The organism is Chroococcidiopsis sp. CCALA 051 (assembly GCF_003015105.1).
Classification (GTDB): domain Bacteria; phylum Cyanobacteriota; class Cyanobacteriia; order Cyanobacteriales; family Chroococcidiopsidaceae; genus Chroococcidiopsis; species Chroococcidiopsis thermalis.
The window spans coordinates 1-21480 of sequence record NZ_PYCI01000075.1; the positions used below are offsets into that span (position 1 = coordinate 1).

Annotated in this window: 16 protein-coding genes, 2 tRNA genes and 7 pseudogenes; 14 read left to right on the forward strand and 11 right to left on the reverse strand. The window is 45.1% G+C overall.

From position 1 onward, the window contains the following. Positions 1-37: 37 nt before the first annotated feature. Both C7Y66_RS18125 and C7Y66_RS18130 read right to left on the reverse strand, forming a co-directional pair. Positions 38-2695, reverse strand: coding sequence for a hypothetical protein (locus C7Y66_RS18125; protein ID WP_199197499.1), 2658 nt, complete (start codon positions 2693-2695; stop codon positions 38-40). A 117-nt stretch (positions 2696-2812) separates the two neighbouring features. Continuing rightward, a complete protein-coding gene (locus C7Y66_RS18130; RefSeq protein ID WP_106546667.1) occupies positions 2813-4222 on the reverse strand; it encodes an S-layer homology domain-containing protein in 1410 nt (469 codons plus the stop codon). Positions 4223-5012: 790 nt separating this feature from the next. Here C7Y66_RS18130 and C7Y66_RS18135 point away from each other — a divergent pair. The 5 genes and pseudogenes from C7Y66_RS18135 to C7Y66_RS18155 all read left to right on the forward strand — a co-directional run bounded on the left by C7Y66_RS18135 (position 5013) and on the right by C7Y66_RS18155 (position 10171). Next, complete coding sequence (locus tag C7Y66_RS18135; RefSeq protein ID WP_106546683.1) at positions 5013-5618, forward strand: nitroreductase family protein; 606 nt, start codon at positions 5013-5015, stop codon at positions 5616-5618. Between the two features lie 112 nt (positions 5619-5730). Further along, positions 5731-5987 (forward strand): annotated as a pseudogene (locus C7Y66_RS33445) (sugar dehydrogenase); the annotation flags it as partial. A gap of 23 nt (positions 5988-6010) precedes the next feature. Continuing rightward, entirely contained in the window at positions 6011-6889 is an 879-nt protein-coding gene (locus tag C7Y66_RS18145; RefSeq protein ID WP_106546668.1) for an SMP-30/gluconolactonase/LRE family protein, read from the forward strand. A 42-nt stretch (positions 6890-6931) separates the two neighbouring features. Continuing rightward, complete coding sequence (locus C7Y66_RS18150; RefSeq protein ID WP_199197501.1) at positions 6932-7723, forward strand: HAD family phosphatase; 792 nt, start codon at positions 6932-6934, stop codon at positions 7721-7723. A 33-nt stretch (positions 7724-7756) separates the two neighbouring features. Then, positions 7757-10171, forward strand: a complete 2415-nt coding sequence (locus C7Y66_RS18155; RefSeq protein WP_106546669.1) for a glycoside hydrolase family 65 protein — start codon at positions 7757-7759, stop codon at positions 10169-10171. Positions 10172-10218: 47 nt separating this feature from the next. Here C7Y66_RS18155 and C7Y66_RS33450 read toward each other — a convergent pair. Continuing rightward, positions 10219-10941 (reverse strand): annotated as a pseudogene (locus C7Y66_RS33450) (phosphatase PAP2 family protein). Between the two features lie 441 nt (positions 10942-11382). Between C7Y66_RS33450 and C7Y66_RS33040 the strand changes: the two are divergent. From C7Y66_RS33040 to C7Y66_RS18180, 5 genes and pseudogenes are all read left to right on the forward strand, one after another. After that, positions 11383-11520 carry an NmrA family NAD(P)-binding protein gene (locus C7Y66_RS33040; RefSeq protein WP_255410010.1) on the forward strand — a complete coding sequence of 46 codons (138 nt, stop codon included), beginning with the start codon at positions 11383-11385 and terminating at the stop codon, positions 11518-11520. A 10-nt stretch (positions 11521-11530) separates the two neighbouring features. Continuing rightward, a complete protein-coding gene (locus tag C7Y66_RS18165) occupies positions 11531-12022 on the forward strand; it encodes an NmrA family NAD(P)-binding protein (protein WP_255410011.1) in 492 nt (163 codons plus the stop codon). A 423-nt stretch (positions 12023-12445) separates the two neighbouring features. Beyond that, positions 12446-12856 carry a type II toxin-antitoxin system VapC family toxin gene (locus C7Y66_RS18170; protein WP_233222736.1) on the forward strand — a complete coding sequence of 137 codons (411 nt, stop codon included), beginning with the start codon at positions 12446-12448 and terminating at the stop codon, positions 12854-12856. 306 nt (positions 12857-13162) lie between these two features. Then, positions 13163-13870: a hypothetical protein gene (locus C7Y66_RS18175; RefSeq protein WP_106546671.1), complete on the forward strand. Its 708-nt coding sequence runs from the start codon at positions 13163-13165 to the stop codon at positions 13868-13870. After that, positions 13870-14184 (forward strand): annotated as a pseudogene (locus C7Y66_RS18180) (Uma2 family endonuclease); the annotation flags it as partial. The gene C7Y66_RS18175 and the pseudogene C7Y66_RS18180, both read left to right, overlap by 1 nt. 5 nt (positions 14185-14189) lie before the next feature. Here the strand turns inward: C7Y66_RS18180 and C7Y66_RS18185 are convergent. After that, positions 14190-15250: pseudogene (locus C7Y66_RS18185) on the reverse strand (IS630 family transposase). A 63-nt stretch (positions 15251-15313) separates the two neighbouring features. Between C7Y66_RS18185 and C7Y66_RS18190 the strand changes: the two are divergent. Then, positions 15314-15568, forward strand: a pseudogene (locus tag C7Y66_RS18190) (Uma2 family endonuclease); the annotation flags it as partial. A 28-nt stretch (positions 15569-15596) separates the two neighbouring features. Next, a pseudogene (locus C7Y66_RS32525) lies at positions 15597-16027 on the forward strand (BREX system Lon protease-like protein BrxL). A 131-nt stretch (positions 16028-16158) separates the two neighbouring features. On the opposite strand, the pseudogene C7Y66_RS33455 reads toward C7Y66_RS32525, so the two are convergent. The 4 genes and pseudogenes from C7Y66_RS33455 to C7Y66_RS18210 all read right to left on the reverse strand — a co-directional run. Beyond that, a pseudogene (locus C7Y66_RS33455) lies at positions 16159-16266 on the reverse strand (site-specific integrase); the annotation flags it as partial. Positions 16267-16329: 63 nt separating this feature from the next. Further along, positions 16330-16401, reverse strand: a tRNA-Thr gene (locus C7Y66_RS18200). A 22-nt stretch (positions 16402-16423) separates the two neighbouring features. Continuing rightward, a tRNA-Tyr gene (locus C7Y66_RS18205) sits at positions 16424-16505 on the reverse strand. A gap of 52 nt (positions 16506-16557) precedes the next feature. Beyond that, entirely contained in the window at positions 16558-18372 is a 1815-nt protein-coding gene (locus C7Y66_RS18210) for an ABC transporter ATP-binding protein (RefSeq protein WP_106546674.1), read from the reverse strand. A gap of 258 nt (positions 18373-18630) precedes the next feature. Between C7Y66_RS18210 and C7Y66_RS18215 the strand changes: the two genes are divergently transcribed. Continuing rightward, positions 18631-18948, forward strand: a complete 318-nt coding sequence (locus C7Y66_RS18215; protein ID WP_015155553.1) for an RNA-binding protein — start codon at positions 18631-18633, stop codon at positions 18946-18948. A gap of 237 nt (positions 18949-19185) precedes the next feature. Further along, positions 19186-19365 (forward strand): 30S ribosomal protein S21, encoded by a 180-nt coding sequence (gene rpsU, locus C7Y66_RS18220; RefSeq protein ID WP_015155552.1) that lies wholly within the window; start codon positions 19186-19188, stop codon positions 19363-19365. Here rpsU and C7Y66_RS18225 read toward each other — a convergent pair. Genes C7Y66_RS18225 through C7Y66_RS18235 form a run of 3 tightly spaced genes read right to left on the reverse strand, consistent with a single transcriptional unit; the run spans position 19362 to position 21433 of the window. Next, positions 19362-20144 carry a DUF6816 family protein gene (locus C7Y66_RS18225; protein WP_233222737.1) on the reverse strand — a complete coding sequence of 261 codons (783 nt, stop codon included), beginning with the start codon at positions 20142-20144 and terminating at the stop codon, positions 19362-19364. The two genes, rpsU and C7Y66_RS18225, sit on opposite strands and share 4 nt — an antisense overlap. An 18-nt stretch (positions 20145-20162) precedes the next feature. Continuing rightward, positions 20163-20570, reverse strand: coding sequence for a ChuX/HutX family heme-like substrate-binding protein (locus tag C7Y66_RS18230; RefSeq protein WP_015155550.1), 408 nt, complete (start codon positions 20568-20570; stop codon positions 20163-20165). 23 nt (positions 20571-20593) lie between these two features. Further along, positions 20594-21433, reverse strand: coding sequence for a hypothetical protein (locus C7Y66_RS18235; RefSeq protein WP_106546676.1), 840 nt, complete (start codon positions 21431-21433; stop codon positions 20594-20596). Between the last annotated feature and the right edge of the window lie 47 nt (positions 21434-21480).

The following is a 21480-nucleotide window of genomic DNA, read 5'->3' on the forward strand; positions in this document are numbered from 1 at the left end:
TGATTAAATCTCATCCCAACTACCAAAGTCTACGTTCCTACGGCACTATCGCCGCCTGATTCTGTCCGATGTATTGACTAGTTGATGGATAAGTATTATTGCGATTGGCTATTACAGAAGGCATTTTCACAATTTCTTCTGCCCCATTAAATTGCTTTGAAACCCGATTGAAGTGAACCACTTTAAACAAGTCACTTTCTGGCTGAATCGGTTGTAGGAATTTCACTAATCCGTAGTATCGCCCCGTAACTTGCACGGGATCGTGAGAGATGTACAAAATGTGTGGTGTAGTGTCGGGATTGTTGCCTTGTAACTGCACGACAACAGGTTCTTGTAGCATCACTATTACATCATCGTGGGGATGCGAACCTGCTAGCGATTCCAAAGGATTGACAAGTCGCCAGCGATTAATTCGAGTCGGATGAACGTTTCCCTGTTGACTGCTGTACTCTGCTTGAGCGCTGAAATGCACGTCTTTAGTTACTGCTTGGACGTATGAGCGTACCTCCTGTGACTCGTCATCAAGGCGCAAGATTACGACTTGTCCAACAAGATGTTGGAAATCGCCAGGTGCATGATGTACTTCAAGCAACACTCCTTTCATAGCTTGCCGCTGGTCTTTGGCGGGCAGAATCAATCGTCCCATCCAAGGCGCGATCGGTCGGTAGTATTCTTGTGATACCGATTGATGGATGGGATAAGATTCAGGTCGATTGAAGGCTGCTTGCCGATACCGTTCGTAATTACTCAACTGCCGAGGAGTTGCCCGATCTCCATCATCAGCAGTACCTTTTAAGATTCCTATTACCCAATCGATAGTTTGTTGCAAGTAACTGCGACCATCGGGTAGAGACTGTTTTGGGTCCATTAATCCTCCTGGTAGTTGATGCCCGACTGGACCAAGAGAAATCCGGTTCACTTTGCCCAATCGCTTCGCACGATTCCAGTAAGACAGGAAGAAGATAGCCCAACGTCCAGGGAACATCACGCACATACGCTCAACCATATCTTTGTCCCCAACCAGATGATAAAGATGTTCGAGTCTCAGGACATTGATATTGCCACTAATAACTCCTCCCAAGGAAATGACTTCGATTGGCGCAATCAACGCCTGCCGCAAAAACGGGGCTACTGCTGCTGCCATTTGTCCGCCACCACTAAAACCAATTAGAGTAATCGGTAAACCGCTATTAGGTTGGTAGCCGTGTCGGATTAGGGCTTGATATATTACCCTAGCAATTCCCAGGTTGTAAATGGGTCCGTAGCGTTTGTCAGCAGAAACCGCAACGACCAAAACGTTGCGAATGTTGACTAAGTAACCAAACAAGCTGGCAGGATTTTTTAGTCGAAATCGGTCAGCCATGCGCCAAAAGAATGCCAAAGGACGATTTCCTGTCAGTGGGTTATTACGGACTGAGTAGGGCATGATTCCTTTGATTAGCACCACGTCCTTTGGTAAGACGGGTGCTAAAGAGTCCAGAAACTCTTGAATATCTGGCAAATACTCAAATGTGGACTGACCAATGCCATCGAGATAAATTACATAGCGTGTGACTTTTTGTTGTGGGGTTGGTTGCGATTTCCCCTTGAGATCGGGCGTAGTGTCTATGCGATCGCCATACCAACCCGCCCACCAACTGAGGGCTTCCAGGGGAGCTAGGAGTGCAGCAGCTACAAGGGCGATAATGCCGATCCATACCAAATCGAAGACCAGTTTAAATATAGCGCCCAAACTTCCATACCAGGCGAACCACCAGTAGTGAATTGGTGAAAGCAGGACGATCGCCGCAAAAGTTACACCAGTCATAGTTAGTATGGCAGGTAATTGCTGAGCTATCGTACTTAGCCTCAAATGGCGATTTGTGGCTGTTGTGTTGGTCTGGGGAGCAATCGCTGCATTACTACTTTGGGAAATCGAAGCGGAAAGGAGCGATCGCTCCTTCACATGGGCGATTGGCTGTTCAACCTGCCCGATTATTTCCTCATCCATCCCAGGGGAGGTGACTGAATTTCCTGTTTCTGGTGCGCTCAGTGCTGTTAAATTAGTCGCAGACAAAGAGCGTAATCTTCTGTGCAAAATTGCCAAAAGCTGTTGACGTTTAGTGACTAGCTCTACACCTGCCACCTGGGAAATCACCCAGCGACCGAAAGAGGCAATCGGCTGTCCAATAGTTCGCTGCATGACCCAAAGCGTCACCCATCCCAAGGCTACAGTCCCAAATGCCTGCCATACACCCGTATTGCTTGCAGCTGCAATGCCTACCACCATTGCCAGCAAGTGCCACAGCGACAAAAGTGATAGGAGCGGTTCTCCAAAGTAAGGCATCGCCCCAAAAAGGCTAAAGAGCAGCGGTGCGTAGCTAAATCCTAAAGTGCGTGCCACAACACCAAAAGGAGCTTCGACTGTAAATGGAGCGAAGCCAATCAGCCAGGTACTCAAAACCAGGAAAACGTAACCAAACGCAAATACAACTGCTCCAGTTAGCAAACTGAAAATGAAGCGCACTGGTTTGACACGGTTGATAAATAGAATAATGCTTTGAGCAGTAACTTGGGATAAACTAGCAGCCAGAACAACAATTAGTGCTACTGTTGAGCCATGAGGCAAAGTGTTAATTTGCTCAAACGCTTCAAACTTCAGAGCAAGCACCCATCCCAGTAGTTCCCAAAATCGGTCGAGGGCAGTTTCATTCATGGCAGATGAAGTGAAAAAGCGCTGTTCTATGGGCGAATAACTAAGCGCCAATAACTAGAAGCAGCAACGTTGCTGGCAAGTCTGAATTTTAGCACGAGTCAATTTATTAATTTGTCCCTAAAATCCGCCGAAGTTGTAACCAATTCCTACCGATATTCCCACATCTGTGTCATCGCCAAAAAGCGCATTCACAGCAGCATTTGCGGTGAATTGACTACCTAGAGGAACATCTAAACCACCAGTTAGTAGAAAGCCAACGCTAGAGTCTTCGCCAGTTTTAATGCCGATGCCAGCTCCCGCGTAAGGGACTATCGAGAACGTTTCGTCTAAGGCTTCTGCTCTTTGCAGGTTAAAGTCGTAGGTGATGGGAATCAGAATCGCTGGATCGTCTATAATCACCACTGTTGGTCGTACTGATAAGTAATTTAACAATCCAATTTTGCTAAATACCGCAACGTTAGTGCCGTCGCCCAAAGCCGAATCACCAGTCAGACCAAAGTTAGCAGCAACTCCTAAGTAGCTGGAAACCCCACGGGTGGCTCGACCTGGCTGAACATCGGGAGTTGGGGCAGTAGTTTCAGTTGGAGCGGTTTCTTCAGGAGTAGTTGGAGTTGGAGGGGTTTGGCTGACAGCACCAGGTCCACCCACAATATAATTAGCAGCTGCCACATTCACAGGCAGTGGTTGTGTTTTTCCCAGCCGGACTAAGGCTTGATACAAATGTGCTGCCGCTTCTGCACGGGTTAGAGGTGCTTGTGGATTCAGCGTTTTCACATCTGGATAGTTGACAACGACATTGGCTTGTGTTGCTGCTGCGATCGGAGCAAGGGCGTAGGTTGGAATCTGCGTAGCATCTGTGTAGTAGGTGTTAACAATGTTCGTTGCGCTTTCACTAGGAGTCAACTTCAGACCATTCGCTAAAGCAGTTATTGCCTGAGCTTTGGGAATTTCCCGATCTGGTTGAAACGTATTATCAGGATAACCATCCATGAATCTGCCTTCATAGGCTGTTGCGATCGCCGTAGCTGCCCAGTAGTCAGTAGGAACATCTGCAAATCCACCTGGACTTAACTGCCGCACTGGATTAGGATTAACAGCTTTTTGAATCATTGCAGCGAACTCAGCTCGGCTCACGGGCTGTTCTGGTCTAAAAGTGCCATCAGGAAAGCCAGCGATCGCATTAGCTGAGGTTAGGGCTTGAATAAATGGATACGCCCAATAGTTAGGATCTACATCAGTAAAGCTAACTGCCTCAGTTGGTGCAGTTGGATCTGGTGTAGTCGAATCTGGGGTACTGGGAGGAGGTTGAGTGGCTTGAGCCACCTCAGAAGAAGTAGATGTAACAGACGTAGATGCTAGCTGGTCAGACAGTCCTGCTGCTCTAGTTGCTGTTGTGCCTGGAGTCGGCACCTGGGTGAAACGAGTTGGAGTAATTGTTTCTGACCCAGCTTTAGCCCCACTTGCTAAAACGGTGACTGTAGCTAGACTCACCACACAACAAAGCCGACAGTAAGAAATAGCGTTCATAGTCGCTGCTAGATAAAGTTAAGTTAAGAAATAACGTGCTAAGCTTTTGTTCGCCAAGCATCCAGTTAATTTAACTAGTTATCAGCAATAATTGCTTTCAGAATCCCTAATTTGACAGATTTTACTTAATTGACAGCTAAATTTTGCTTCAGGATTTTCGTGCGATTTGTCACAGTAGTACTTATCGTTCGCCCAATCGCAATGGAAATTCCAGAACTGGAGATGTTGTAGAGGTGTTATAGAATTTGAGCTGGATGAAATGTCGAGTTATGTCAGTAAAAAGGAGAATCTGCAATCATTGTGGCATGAAATGCGATCGCGCAACTGGAAAAGTTCTCGCCTACGTATTCGGCGATTGTAATTTTGAGAGTATTTCTGCAACTAAAAGCACTGCGATCGCCTTTTGTTATTAACTGTTTCTACATGGATAACTGGGGTATATGCGAACATCATCTGAAAACAGTAAAACATTGAATTAGTAAATAAACGACTAAGAAAATAGAAAACAAATATTTAAACTTACGGCTAAAAATCAAATGTTCAGTACAAATAACTTGCTTTAGGAAAGCAAGTTTCATGCACGATATTATGACTAAAAAATTTATTAATTAATATAAAATAAGCTTGACATTTGAATAACTGATTATTTTTTAAATAGCTATTAGAATCTCTGTCCTTAGTTAGAAGATTGGTGATGTAGTAACACTTATCGTTAGTTCATCAGAACAAAAAGAAATTTTCTACTAACCATAGTCCGCACGCTACTATGCCCAATCCCAGTGAAATTCTGATGGACAAAGCAGCCCAGACTCGATATCCGATTCACGATCTGCTGCGGCAACGCTGGAGTCCTCTGGCTTTTTCAGATCGTCTAGTTGAACCAGAAAAGTTACACAGTGTCTTAGAAGCAGCAGGCTGGGCGGCTTCTTCTTACAACGAGCAGCCTTGGAGTTTTATTGTTGCAACTTCAGAAAATCAAGTTGAATTTGAGCGTTTGCTCAGTTGCCTAGCAGAGGGAAATCAAGAATGGGCAAGGAACGCTCCTATCCTGATGCTCTCAGTAGCAAAACTCAACTTTGAATACAATGGCGTGGAAAACCGTCACGCTTTTCATGATGTTGGCGCAGCATCTACCACTTTAGCAATCCAGGCAGCCGCACTAGGGTTATTGATTCACCAAATGGCTGGATTTGATGTCCCCAAAGCCAAAGAGATCTATAGCATTCCTGAAGATTACGAACCAGTTGCTGCGATTGCCCTTGGATATTTCGGAGATCCCCAAACTCTATCCCAAAAGTTGCAGCAACGAGAGAACGCCCCGCGAAAGCGCAAGCCTTTAGAAGAGTTTGTTTTCTCTGGTAGTTGGAATCAAACTTCACCTCTAGTTACAAATTAAAAAGAACATCTCAATCGCTACATAATGTTAGATAAATTCCACATTCGGGACGTAGCTGGCGATCGCGCAAGGCTATAGCAGTTAGCGTAAAAAGTATTTTGGAGGAATTGCAATGAAGGAATTAGCACTTAAAAATGCGCTGATCCCCGGAGCGAGTTCCGGCATCGGACAAGCGATAACTACGCTCACGCTTCGCGCTTCGCAATTCGACTAGCTACTGAAGGTTGCAACGTTGCAATCAACTACTGCAAGAGTCCTGAAGGTGCTGAAGAAACAGAAGAAATAGCAATGCAAAAGGCTTGCGGACAAGTCTCTGAATGTGGTGTGAAATCGCTACTCGTTCAAGGTGATGTTGCTCAAGAAGAAGACAAGCTGAGTCAGACAAGAAATCAATGAACGTTACACCACACTTGCCAAAAAACATCCTTACCATCAGGGCGCGTCTTGCAGAAGCACCGTGCTGGATCGAAGAGGAGCAATTACTGTACTGGGTTGATATATACAACCATCGAGTACATCAGTTCAATCCGGCTACTAATGCCCATCAATTTTTTGATGTGGGTGAAGTCGTAGGCTGTATTGCCCCCGCAGGAACTCATCGACTGATTATGGCTCAGCGCCGTCGCCTCGCGTTTTTAGATACTCGAAGCGGTGCGATCGCGCCAATTCTCACGATTGAAGATACCCCACCCGATACCCGCTTCAATGATGGCAAATGCGACGCAGCAGGGCGTTTTTGGTTCGGCTTAAAGGGCAATAACAAACCCACAGGTTGCCTCTATCGTTACGATTCAAATGGTTCTTTGCAGGTACTAGAGACAGGACTAACGATTCCGAATGGACTGGGATGGAGTCCCGATTGGAGTACTTTTTACTTTACTGATTCGTTCCTCAAAACCATCTACGCCTATGATTTCGATCTTGAAAGTGGCAGTCTCGCCAACCGTCGAGTATTCATTGATTTAACGGCTGAAACCTTTGAACCTGATGGATTAACTATCGATCGCGAAGGGTGTATTTGGTCGGCGATGTGGAACGGCTGGTGCATTATTCGGTTTGACCCCGATGGTAAAGAGATGATGCGAGTGAAAATGCCTGTTGTGCGTCCAACTTCCTGCACTTTCGGGGATCGAGATCTGACGACGCTTTACATTACGACAGCATCAGTGGGTTTGAGTGAGGCAGAAATTCAAAACAGCTTCTACTCTGGCGACTTGTTTAGCCTACCAACCAGTACCTCTGGCTTGCCCGCTCATCATTTTGGGGGATGAAAGGCAATTTTTGGGTCAAGTTTCACTTCATGAGATAGATTCATGGTAGTTTGGCAGCAAGGGAATGAATCGATCGGCCAGTCCAACTTATCCATCACTTCAAGTGAAATTGATGCTGTTCTATTCGATCTAGATGGAGTACTCACCGCTACCGCAAAGATTCATGCTGATTGTTGGAAACGGACGTTCGATCGATTTCTCCAGCAACAGGCTGAAAAGACGCATGAACCGTTTGTACCCTTCGATCTTGAAAATGACTACAAACAATATGTTGATGGGAAGATGCGCTATGTTGGCACTCAAAGTTTTTTAGAGTCGAGAGGAATTCATTTGCCTGATGGAAATCCATCTGATTCTCCAGGCTATGATACAGTTTGCGCCCTGGGAAATCTTAAGGATAGTTTTTTCGACGAGGTACTTCACGATCGAGGAGTTGAAGTATACGAAGGTTCAGTTGCATTGATCCATCATCTGCGCCAGCAAGGATTCAAAACAGCTGTTGTTTCATCGAGCCACCATTGCCAAGCTGTGCTTCAGGCTGCTGGAATAGAGCGGCTGTTCGACGTTCTCGTTGATGGAAATGTATCAGATCGATTGCACTTAGCCGGAAAACCTGCGCCAGATGCCTTTCTCCTGGCAGCAAAACAACTTGGGGTTGAACCAAAACGAGCAGTTGTATGCGAAGATGCCATTTCTGGCGTTCAGGCAGGTCATGCTGGTGGATTTGGACTAGTGGTTGGGGTCGAGCGCCAAGGAAATGCCAATGCACTCTGGGAAAATGGGGCTGATATTGTTGTCCAAGATTTAAGCGAGCTGCTTGATTCCAGTGCCTAATCGGGGTCGAGCAAAGTTGAACAAGGAGAAATAATGCTACAGCGCGAACCTATAAATCCACCTAGATACGTTTATCCCCCCGATCCTTGGCGATGGGTCGAAAAGCAGTTCTATCCCCATTTCCTAGCACAGATGGAAACATTGTTTACTACAGCCAACGGCTATTTGGGAATGCGAGGGGCTTTTGAGGAAGGCGCTCCTGTCTGGCAAAATGGCACATTTATTAATGGCTTCTATGAATCCTGGCCCATTGTCTATGGTGAGTCAGCTTATGGCTACGCTAAGACGGGGCAAACTATCGTAAATGTCACCGACAGCAAAGTTATTAAGCTGTACGTTGACGATGAACCGTTCTACCTCCCTACAGCTCATCTAGTCAGTTTTGAGCGCTCCCTCAATATGCAATGCGGCACTCTCGATCGGGAAATCGTATGGGAAACACCATCTGGCAAGCAAGTTTCTATCCGATCGCGTCGGCTGGTTTCATTTGTGCATCGGCATCTAGCAGCTATTTCCTATGAAGTGACTCTTCTGGATGCTAAGGCTCCCGTCGTCATCTCCTCAGAAATGCACTATGAACCCACCACTAGTGCCAGTGAAGGAGATCCTCGCCTCGCTAAGGATTTCAAAGAGCGCGTCCTGTTGCCCCAGCAGCACTACATCAAGGAGCGTCGCATTTTATTGAGCCACATCACCAGAAACAGCCAAATGACCCTGGCGTGCGGTGTTGAGCATTCGTTTGAAACCGAATGTCCTTACTTCTATAACGGCGATTGTTCAGAAGATGATGGCAAGGTAGTCTTTTGTGTGGATGCTCAACCAGGTGTCCCGATTCGACTGATCAAGTACATGACTTATCACACCTCCCGCCGTTGTCCTACCCAAGAGTTGTGCGATCGAGCCGAACGAACGCTCGATCGCTCTATAAGTCATGGTTTTGACGATCTGCTAGCAAGCCAAAGACAGTATCTGGATGATTTTTGGGATCGTAGCGATCTCAAAATTGACGGCGATCCGACTCACCCCGATGTAACCCCAGAGTTGATGCAACAAGTGCTGCGCTTTAATCTGTTTCACATCCTTCAAGCATCAGCTTGTTCTCAAGGAGCAGGTGTCGCATCTAAAGGACTTACAAGCCAAGCCTATGAAGGGCATTACTTCTGGGAGATGGAAATCTATGTCATGCCTTTCTTGACTTACACAGCCCCCCGTATTGCCAAGAATTTGCTACTGTTTCGGTACAGTATCCTGGAGCAGGCGCGACAGCGAGCATGGGAAGTCAACCAAAATGGAGCGCTCTTTCCTTGGAGAACGATTAATGGTGAAGAAGCATCTGCCTACTACGCGGCTGGAACTGCGCAATATCACATTGATGCAGACATCGTATATGCCTTGAAGAAGTATGTTGAAGCGACGGGGGATGAGGAATTTCTCTTCAAAGAAGGAGTAGAGATCTTGGTCGAAACAGCTCGGATGTGCTATAGTTTAGGGTTTTTTTCTCAGCAAATGGGCGGTCAGTTCTGCATTCATGGTGTCACAGGACCTGATGAGTACAACACTGTAGTCAATAACAATACCTATACCAATTTGATGGCGCGAGAGAACTTGTGGTACGCCGCCAAAACCGTTGAGACGCTGCGCGAGCAAAACCCAGACTGGTTCACTGTTCTAGTTCATAAAACCAATTTGGAACTTTCTGAGCTGGAAGACTGGAAGAAGGCGGCGGATAATATTTATCTACCCTTTGACGAACAATTAGAAATTCACCTCCAGCACGATGGCTTTCTAAATGAGGAAGTTTGGGATTTTGAGAATACACCTGCAAGTAAATATCCACTGCTACTACACTTTCATCCCCTAGTAATTTATCGGCATCAGGTAATTAAGCAGGCGGATATCGTGCTAGCAATGTTTTTATTAGGGCATGAGTTTTCACTCCTACAGAAGCGGCGTAACTTTGACTATTACGATTCTTTGACGACGGGAGACTCCTCCCTTTCTGTGTGTATTCAGAGCATTGTGGCAGCAGAAATTGGTTACATGGAAAAGGCGAACGCATATGCTAGGTATGCAGTGCTAATGGACTTGGGCGATGTGGCTGGGAATGTGAAAGATGGCTGTCATATTGCTGCTATGGGAGGAACCTGGATGGTGCTGGTTTATGGATTTGGCGGTCTGCGAGATTACAATAGTCGCATATCTTTCGATCCGAGATTGCCTAAAACTATCAAACGGTTGCAGTTTCCCTTAACTATTCGAGGGCAGCGGTTGGAGGTTGAAATCGATCGCCAATCGGTAACGTATTTGCTTCGACAGGGAACGCACTTAGCGATCGAGCATCAAGGTCAAGATATCCAGCTTTACGAAGGGAATCCGGTGTCAGTAGAACTGAAGCCTGTTGTTGAACTAAAAGGAGGAGCTATCAAGACAGATTGCCTTCAAATCTGACGATGAATAGGGAGAATACCCTGCAAGCAGTGAATAAATTTCAACGGTTAGTTTCTCGCCTTGCCGCGCCGCCAAGGTTTAACGATCCAACTGACTCCAACCGCCCAGGCGATCGAAGCCATCCAGCCTGCCAAGATGTCGCGCTTGATAATGTACGCCCAAGTATAACCGCGTCCAACCGATAACTAAGACGAAAAGCGTCCCCACAGCCAAAACCCACCAGCGCCATCGGCTATCCCAAGTCAAAATTACTAAAACTGCCACTAACGTCATGCAAGACAATCGTATGACCACTGGGAAATCCATAGTCAAACTAGGCGTGCGGGTGACTCCCATAAGTGAGGACGCACTCGATGCAATAACACTTTCGCCGTCCGGTTAATGATAATACTGCCTACTAGGGTAGTTATCAGATAAGTTAGCGTTAGCGAAGCTTAACGAAGTTATCGCCACCTTCGGCGGACAAATAGCATCAGCGCGGTAACGGTAGCAATCGGAAACACACCCCAAAACACGCCTAACTTAGTTAGTGTCACTGCTAGGAAGTCTAGTTGAGGATTAGCCACGCTATGAATTGCTAATAAGATAGGTACATCCCAAGGGAAGCCGCCCTCGTTCTCCCAAACCTCCTCCGCCAGTTCTCCAAAAACCTGTAAGGGTAAATAAACCCCAACCAATAGCAGCAGCGGAGAACGCCAGTGCGTAACTAGCAATCGCCCAAGAAATGTCAGAAAAGATCGACAAAACTTCCAGATTCGTGCGTTAACCATTTAACTTATGACTTAACAAATATTACCCACCTTATAGTAGGTTCGTACTAAACAAAAGGACTTAAGATTAGTTAAATTGGCTGCTTAAGTACTTAGAGATTTGTGCCGTCGATGTCTACTCTACCCCAAACGCCCCAAGCCCAAGCTACTCCTCAAGATGAATACTTTACTTCCACAGAATTTTGACGAGCAATTACCTAAAAACTACTCAACAGCACTAGAGCTTGGTAGTAAGTCCAGGTTGTGAGGGGAATTGGCGGGTAAGATTTAATTAAGTTGTGAATTAGTAAATTAATTTGTCCGATATTGGTAAATCAACTCTCTATCCCAATAACAGTTGAGCAGAAATTGACTGCCGATGGTTGCCAAGCAATTCATTCCAAGTTGAGAAATTAATGGTTCTCATTTACCGTTTCTTCAAACAGTTGAGAGAATGCAAGGATGAGCAACAAAATTCTGGTGACAGGCGCTACAGGCAATGTTGGTTTTGAAGTCCTGCGCGAGCTTCGCGAACGGGGATATCCTGTCAAAGCTGCCGTGCGAAGTCATTCCACTTCACGCTCTAATTTACCTTCTTAATATAGAGTCTATTGAATTCGATTTTGAGCAACCCCAGACTTTTGAGCCTGCTTTTCGGGGGATTAATACATTTTTCTTAGTTAGACCTCCGGCGATTTCGCAGGTAAAGAAATACATTTATCCCGTGCTTACAATAGCTCAAGCAGCAGGTATCGAGCGCGTTGTCTTTTTATCTCTGCTGGGAGCAAAACGGATGGCGATCGTCCCCCACGCCAAGATCGAAGCATACATTAAATCTCTCGGTCTAGCGTATACCTTTCTGCGGGCAAGTTTCTTCATGCAAAACTTGAGTACAACGCATTGTCAGGATATTAGAGACAACAACGAGATTTTTGTCCCAGCAGGTAAAGGTAGGACGAGTTTCATCGACGTGCGGGATATTGCAGCTGTCGCCGTGAAGGTAATGACTGAACCAGGACATGAGAATAAAGCATATCCGCTGACTGGAAATTCGGCACTGGACTACTATGAAGTCGCCCAGATCTTTACAAATGTTCTATGAAGGCAGATCGTTTACACTAATCCTTCTATTTTCAAATTTGCGTGGAGGATGTATAAGAGGGGATTGAAAAAAGATTTGATTGTGGTAATGCGGTGTGCTCTGTTCAAGTTGAACAGAGCACGATTATAAGTCGCATGATTCCTGCTTCATCGAGTCCCGCCTGAGTGTCCCCAAGTCTTACAGATTCTCTACAGGCTGTCGGTTGTCGAGCGACTGGAAGAATACAGAGACACCCTCACAGCCATTCAAAACGGCGCGGCTGACAAGTGCGTGCAAATTCTAGCGGGAGAAGGGGCATCCTTGAAAGGCGTTTACCCATCTCAACCGCTTCTGCGCTTACAAAATGATAGAGTATCGGGGTCTAGTTCACAAAGCTGTTAGTGACAAGTTGAAATCTCAAGGATTTCTATAGTTGTTGCTGACATGCATACTATTATTTGGTATTTACGAGATTCAAGCAAGTTATCGGCAATTGCGATCGCCTCTCTTGACGCAGCAATTGCAGCAGGCGATTGCATTTATATATCATCTATCTCTGTGGTAGAGATTGCTTATTTAGTAGAAAAAATTAGGTTGCCGGAAGCCGCACTTAATCAGCTAATCGAAGCACTGTCCGATCCAAATATTGGTTTTGCTGTTGTTCCTTTATCGCTGGCGATCGCTCAAGCTATCCGTCAGCTTCCACGAGACATAGTTTCTGATATGCCAGACAGGATTATAGCTGCAACAGCATTAAATTTAAAATTACCACTCGTCACTCGTGATGAAAAAATTCGTGGGTTCCATTTGCTAAAGGGGGGGGATATTCTTCTTATTATGCTGATATACATTTAATTATTAATTGGGAAAAAGATGGAGATGAAATTAAAACCTTTAAAAATCCTCAAACAGGAAAGTTAGTTTCACGACCGCAAAACACTGATTTTTATTTTCGTCCAGGTTTGACATATCCAAGACGAACTCAAAGAGGGTTAAATATTAGAGTGTATCCCACAGGTTGCATATTTGCAGACAAAGGACCAGCAATATTTGCAGAAAACGATATACTCACATCTTTATTAGGGCTAATTTGCTACAGGCGAAAAACAAGCACCCGAACTTCCAGATCCCTTCGCACCGCTTCCAGCTTGTTCGCCTGGGATGCTGACAGATCAAAATGGCTTACCATTGCGTGAAACTCCACCTAACTACCCAATTCAAATTGATTGGAACGGCATCCTAGTAGACGACCCAGACCACCCTGATGATATTATCCGCCGCGTGCGGGATGTTTTAGAAGTCATCTGGGGCGACAAATCGGAAGCCATTGAAAAAGAAGCCTGCGAAATCTTAGAAGTCAAAGAATTACGCGACTACTTCCGCAAACCTGGTAACGGCGGCTTCTGGAGTGACCACATCAAACGCTACTCCAAGAGTCGCCGCAAAGCACCCATCTACTGGCTACTCCAATCCGCAAAGAAAAACTACGCTATTTGGATTTACTATCACCGCTTAGATAAAGATCTCCTTTTCAAAGCCCTAGTTAACTACGTAGAACCCAAACTGCGCTTGGAAGAAAGCAACTTACAACAACTCCGCAGCCAAAAAACAGCCGCAGGTACAGCAGGGATGGTCAAACAGCTAGAAAAACAAATAGACCGTCAAGAATCTTTAATTTCAGAACTACAGGATTTTCAAGACAAACTGCGTCGCGTTGCTAATCTTAACCTAGAACCCGACCTGAACGATGGCGTAGTCCTTAACATTGCTCCCCTATGGGAATTAGTACCCTGGAACGAAGCCAAAAAATATTGGTTAGAATTGACTGCTAACAAATACGAGTGGTCTTATGGAGAAAACCTCATCTAATGACTATTAACAAAAACTTTTACATATCTCCAGAAGATTATTTAGCAGGTGAAAGGGTAAGTCCGATCAAACATGAGTATAGACGAGGACAAGTTTATGCAATGGTGAGGGCAAAAAAACCTCATATCATCATTGCTGGGAACTTAGTGACGCTATTTAACAATCACCTAAATGATTCTCCTTGTATTGTTCTCACCTCAGATATCAAAGTCAGGCTTGAACAGGCAGACTGCTATTACTACCTAGATGTAGCAATAACTTGTGATGAGCGCGATCTCAATTCTACAGAAGATTTTATCCTTTTTCCCACTCTAAGTAGCTAGGTGGAATTAAACTTAAAACGCTCAAGTGAGTAGCCACCTGTTTCACTTCGCGTTTCCATTCCTTTGATAACTGCCATTGCTAAATCATACTCATCTTCAAGCATCTGTCCCGCAATTTCATGGGCTTTGAGTTGATGCCATTGGTCTTCAATCCGGTTCATCTGGGCACTGTAGGGCGGTAAAAAGAACAGGAATAAACCTTGCTCTTGCCAGCGTTGCCATTGTTGCCGCACGAGCTGGCGTTTGTGAATTGAGCTGTTATCCTGTACCACCACGGTCGAGCGTCCGGTTTGTTCAAGTGTGAGCGCCGCTTTTTCGGCAATCCAGTCGATAACTTTGATGTAACTTTCGCCATCGAATCCGCCCTGGGCGAGGGCATACTCAAAGTGCTGCTGCGGTTGCCACAGTCCCAGAATGCTGATGCGATTGCCGCGAGTAGGCACTTGTTCTAAACGTTTTTGCTGATTGACGCGACTGTAGCTATAGCTGACGGGGCTTTCCAAACAAAACCCTGCTTCATCCAAGTACTTCAGCTCGATGTGTCCCTCATTAGCTGCCAACTCTAGGGTGTCGAGGTCTGCCTGTTTGAGGTATTGCTGTTGCGGGTCTTGCTGGTGCTGTTGCGAGTGGCGGATGCGCTTCCATCGGAACCCCTTGTTTGCAGAATCCGCCGAATTCGATCTGGACTCAGTTCCACAGCTCGCTCTTGCTCCAGTTTCGCTGCGAGTTGGGCACTATTGTAGGTGCGTTGCTCCTGCTCCAGGCACTGTTCCAGAAACTTCATGTCCTCCTCGCTCCACTTCGGTTTCGCGCCGCGTCCAGGCGCATCCCATAATCCGCCTAATCCCCCTTGCTCCCACCGTCGCAGTGTCAGTCGCACCGTTTGTTCCTGGCATTCAAAGATCTTGGCAATGGTAGGCACGTTCCAGCCTTGTGCATTCAGCCGCACCATGTGAGCCCGATCTTTGATGTGTTGCGGCACACTGATAGCAACTCGTAATTCCTGGAGTGTGCGGTCTGATTCCTCGCTCAGGGTCATTCTTAATGGTGCTGGCATTGGCTCAAGGGAAACGATAAAATTGCTCTCCTTTCTATCTTACGTTTAATTACACCTAGCTACTTAGTAGTTGAAGTATTATCCCCCTCAACAGAAGCATTTGACAGAGGAGAAAAATTTGCCGACTATCAGACATCGCCATCTTTACAAGAATACGTGTTAATTAATCAATCTCAAATGAGCGTTGAGTGTTTCCACCTTGTAGACTCAGGAATTTGGGGTTCTCAAACTTATAGACAAGCAGATGAAGTCTACTTCGCTAGTATTGATTTTCGCTGCGATGTTGCCTCGATTTATCGCAAAGTCCCTGGAATTTAGAGGTAGCACAAATCAGCCTGTTGAAGTCATGGTACGCTCTTCACATTTATTTGCACCGATGCCAGATGTAATTTGCAATGACATCGCTTTTCTCGATCGCATTCATTTTTATATCCCTGGTTGGGAAGTACCCAAGATGCGGATTGAGTTCTTTACCGATCGCTATGGGTTTGTGGTAGATTACTTGGCTGAAGCATTACGAGAACTGCGCCGCCACAACTTTACAGAATTGTCGATCGCTACTTTTCCTTGGGTTCGCATTTAAATGCCCGCGATGTCAAAGCCGTCCGTAAAACTGTTGCTGGTTTGGTCAAATTCATTCATCCTAGTGGAGAAGTTGCCAAAGAGGAGCTAGCAGAACTGCTGGAGTTAGCGATCGAAGGTTGCCGCCGCGTGAAGGAGCAGTTGAAGAAAATGGGTTCCTTCGAGTATCGCCAAACCTCATCGATCCCTAAGTGAGTTAAAACAGTCACCCAGGCTCGATTTCTAAAGTTCCGCTCGTCTATAGCAATCCTATTTAATTCATGATGGAGCAGGCTTCTAGCCTGCGGCAGCTAGAAGCCTACTTTACAAATCATTTAGAACTGTTGACAATCATCCGATCCATGCTTCCAGCGTAGCCCCATAGCTTCACCTGTGCGGCAACCAGTGCCAAACAAAAATTCTACGTAGTCGGTGTAGTGATGATAGTACCGATCTGTCAGGGCTACTACAATCTCCTAAAAACGCAAAAACCCTCTCCATTAGAGGGTTTCATCTAAAGCCCGTGATGAGGATTGAACTCATGACCTCACCCTTACCAAGGGTGTGCTCTACCACTGAGCTACACGGGCAAATTTATTCTTTTTGTGGATATGGGCCGAGCTGGATTTGAACCAGCGTAGGCATAGCCAACGGATTTACAGTCCGCCCCCATTAACCGCTCGGGCATCGACCCATTGAATCCACCGATTCACTATAGTAACATGAGCTATCTGAGATGACAAGGCTTATGTGAGCAATTCTCCAGTTTCTTGCAAAGAATGCAGACGGTGGTAAATTCCGGCGTGGTTTAATAGCTCTGTATGACTGCCAACTTCCGCAATCCTACCGCGATCGAGGACGACAATTTTATCTGCTTCCCGCACTGTACTGAGACGGTGGGCGATAATGATGGTAGTGCGAGTACCGAGAATCGAGCGCATGGCTAGCTGAATCGATCGCTCTGATTCGTAATCCAGGCTAGAGGTAGCCTCGTCAAAAATTAGAATATCTGGGTTTACTAACAATGCTCTAGCAATTCCTAATCGCTGTCTCTGTCCGCCAGATAAGCGCACGCCCCTCTCACCTACTACAGTAAAATATCCTTCGGGTAACTGCGCGATAACTTCATCTAAACGGGCGATCGCACAGGCTTGTTCTACTTCCTCAAAACTAGCACTACGATTGCCATAAATTAGGTTATCTATCAAACTACCATTGAATACGTCCACCTCTTGATGCACGATCGCCAATCGTCTGCGGTAAGCGGCAATATCTAATTGCCGAATATCTCGTCCATCTAGCAAGATGCGTCCTGCGTTTGGTTCAAAATAGCGATACAGTAGTTTAACCAAAGTAGATTTGCCCGAACCCGATCGCCCTACTAATGCTACTGTTTGATAAGGTTCGATCGACAAGTCAATCTCTTTCAATACCGGACGTAGCGGATCGTAGCCGAAAGTAACGCTAGCTAACTCCAATTTATCGGTAAAACGATATTGAGTTACATCAGATGAAGTCTCTAGACTGCCAGCATCTTTACCTATGGGGTGTTGCATAAACTCATGCAGTCGCATCATAGAAGCATACCGACGGGCAAAAATTTCGGCAAAGTTGCTAATCGGTTCTAACTCTGCATAAGCCATACTAGAAACAGTCAAAGTCGTGATAAAATGTCCGAGCGAAATTTGTCCTTGAATTGTGGATCTGAGCGTTAATCCCAATACGCCAAAAACGCATAATTGAATGACAGTTTTTTGCCAAGTTCCTAGTTTTACATAACCTAAATGGATGCGAAATAGTACGACCTTTAACTCGCGATTGAGGCGCTGATGCTGGCGTTTTAGCTCTAAACCCTCGGTGGCAAAAGCTTTGACTGTTTTAATGTTAGTGATAATTTCTGAAGTTCGACTTTCGGTATTTTCCATGTACCGATCGAGTCGTTCTTCTTGTTTAATCAACCGGGTTAAATCTTTGAGACTAAAACCGAGAATAACGACAAACGAAATTAGAAATAAAACAGCAATACGCCACTCAATAAACCAAATCACTACAAAAATTCCCAGAACGCGAAACAGTTTAGGAATTAACTGTCCGGCTATCTCTGGATATGTCCAAGTATGATTGCTTAACCCTCTAGCGACTCGACCGGAGATTCTACCTGGGTTATTTACATCGTAAAATTCTAACGGCAGAGTCAGAATTTTAGCGATCGCTTTTCGCGTGTGATACTGACGCGATCGCAAGGCTATATCCCAGTGAAACCAACCACTTAACCACATTTGCGTTGGACCTTTGCCAACAGTGACGACAAAAATCAAACCCATCAGTACGATTAAAGATAGAAAGCGATCGCGTGGCAAATGAGTTAGTTGAGAAATGGCAGCGATTGCTTCTTGGATGGGACGATCTAAGGGGTGGTTAGACAGTACGTTTAAAATCTGTCCGATTGCATAAGGAACTACTAAATCGACAATCTCGAAAAAACAGGCTGCGGCAATGCTAAACAGGGCGACCGTCCGCCAGGGACGATAATATTTGAATAAGTCTTGAAATTTCGCCATAATGCTTGGGAGCCGAACTCTTTAGCACGGTGCTACTGGGAAACTTATACTACAATATACTACAAAAGTTAAGTTGTGGCGATCGAGCGGCAATGTTACAGGTTTGTTAAGTCAAATTGAGACTTGCTCGAAGTCAACATTGCTCCCAGTCAATATTGTGTTAGTCTACTAAAAGAAAAGTAGATTCGGTGGTAGTGTTTGTTCAATTATTCACAAGCGCCTCTCCGGAAGTACTTCGACAACACAGTGAGGGACGCAATGTCAGTATACGTAGGAAATTTGTCTTATCAAGTCGCAGAAGAAGAACTCAGCAAAGTATTTAGCGAATATGGCACCGTAAAGCGGGTGCAACTACCCACCGATAGAGAAACTGGTCGTCCGCGCGGTTTCGCTTTTGTAGAAATGGAAACAGAAGCAGCGGAAGCAGCAGCGATAGAAGCTTTAGACGGTGCTGAGTGGATGGGCAGAGAACTTAAGGTCAATAAGGCTAGACCGCGCGAAGAAAAGAGCCGTGGTGGTAGCTGGGGAAATAATCGCGGCGGTGGCGGCGGTGGTTACTCGCGCAATCGCTACTAAATTCCTTTGAGACGAAAGTAGACAGTTACAATTAGAGCAGAATTTCCAATTTCGATCGAATGCATTAGCATTTCCGACAGAACTTGCTACTGTAATTTAGCTGGATAGCTTGAAGTTCAATGTTAGTCTTGCACTCACTGTCAGGAGTGTACCAGTTTGAACGGGCAATTTAGCACAAACTCTTTTCAGAGGAAGTGCAATTGCCCGATCGTCAACGCAAGTTTAGGAGGAAATACTATGACCCAAGTGGTTGTGGGTGAAAATGAAAATATAGAATCGGCATTACGTAGGTTTAAGCGTCAAGTCTCGAAGGCTGGAATTTTCCCAGATTTAAGACGGCTGCGCCACTTTGAAACTCCAATTGAAAAGCGCAAGCGCAAAGCGATCGCCAGACGACGTAAGAGAAGCCGCTTTTAAAGATCGGTTTGTGGGGAAAATTCCAAGCGGTAGCGATAGAGAGCAACGGGGCGATCGCCCGCTTTAAAGTAATCTGGATCTTGAGCAGACAGATAAACAGCCGTAAACTGGTCGGCGACAATTTTAACAGTAGAATTGGGTACGTAGTGATATGCGGTTGTCGATTCTACTTGGTTGAAATAGGGACGCACCCTATTACCGCGAAATTGCTGCCCGAATATTTCTGTAGTAACATATCCATTCTCTGCTGTCACTTCTGTAGTACGACCAGTCACAATCGAAATGAGTTGGCGATCGCCTTGTAATAAGCTAATCTGACGGTTGGGCGAGTCTGGATCGACTTTTACTGCTTTCACGGTGCGATCGCCCAGATATGCTCTTGCTAGACTCAGACCATTAAAAGCTCGATCTGCTACCACAGCCGATTTTACCTTCACAGGCTGGGGAATTAACTTTGAGGGCTGTCCGAGTAAGTTTTGTTTGATAAATTTGACTTGAAACTGGACTGATTGGTTCAAATAACGCCGATTACCTTCAAATCCAGGGGTAGTAATCTCTGGGGCTAAAGGAGCAACCAAATCAACTAAAGTACTTTTTACCATCCAAGTTCCTGCCATCCACTCTGGATAGACTAAATCGCCAGATGCAACCTGTACCGTAGGCTTATTATCCCACTTAGGAAAGGTTGCAATGCGATCGCTTAATTGTCCGGCATTAGCTTCACCTATCCAGAATAAGAATAAGACTAGAGTTAGGGATAGCAGCAAAATTTTTTTCACGAGAAAGTTTTTCAACACTTATAAACTTTCAACTGGTACGGGTTCCCATGCTTCACCGTACTTTTCTCGTAAGGAATGCCAAGTTTCTACCTGTCCAGGTTCGTATTCTCCTGGTTTGCCCCATTGTAGAAATAAACTCAAAGCAGGCTGATTTTGTTTGTCTAATAATCGAATTGCATATGTTGTAAAATTACCTCGTTTCGCTTCCCCAGTCTCGAACTTAACTTGCTGAATTTCATCCATATTCAAGTGAAATTCAAAGTCTTCGGCGTGCATATTTGCATATTTTCCTTTGGGTAATTCAGCATAAAACAGCTTTTGTAACTTACTGCGGACTTCTAAAACACCCGCGCTGCTAGTGACAATGATCCGCAGCGTGGAGAGGCTTTCGCAGGCTTCCAAGAATTCTTTTAGTGTGGCAGACATGAGGAGATAAGGAACTAAGGCTGTTATCTGTCAATTTCTAACAGTGTTGCTAGAGAAAGTTTCTGACGCAGATCTAACATTTCTGCTAAAGATCTACTACAAGGAGAGTATACATCATTTTCTGGTACTGAATTCGATTCAGTTTCAGAAGGGGAGATATCTTCTACTGAGGATAATTCCGATCTCTGATGAAAAACAATATTTTCAAAGATCAGATTTTTCTCTTCTGGTGTTAGTTCTAGCGTCTCTAAAAAGTTTTCTTTTCCATCGTCTAATGAATCTTCTTCTATCAAAATAGTAAATTCGTCTGTTTCTGAATGGATATTTAGCTCCGATTCTGTCTCCATAGAAGATTCTGCCCAAGTCGGTTTCGGTTCTGAAAGTTTGAGAGAGGAAAGACTGAGAATTGATTCTCGCAATGGCGAAAATTGTTGCTGAGGAGAAGAGTGAAATTGTAAGAAAAATTGAGACAAGTCCGACGATGACTTAGACAAACGCTTGGCGATCGCAACTCCACCCACAGCAGCCCCCAGAGTAACTGCACCTAGCAACCACGAAGACAAAGAATTATCAGATGATGCAGGTGCAGGATTTGAAGTATTTGCAGGAGTTACAGATGTCGTTCCAGTTTCTTCTTTGAGAACGCCAATCTGAAATATACTCGTGACAGAAGAGTAAATAGCGAATAATAAAAAAGCACTAACTCCAAGCAAAACCAACCTTGGATGGCGCTGAATCAGTTCTCGAAAAAAATAAGAATTAGCTACTTTTTTTCGTTCGTTTTGCTTTTTAACTCTTTTAATTTCATCGTCTGAAGCAAGAGGCTTAGTAATAGTATGTTGCGAACTATTTTGATGCTGCATTAGAAAAAATGAGTAGCTAGTGGAACTAGTGGCTGGTGGCTAGATAA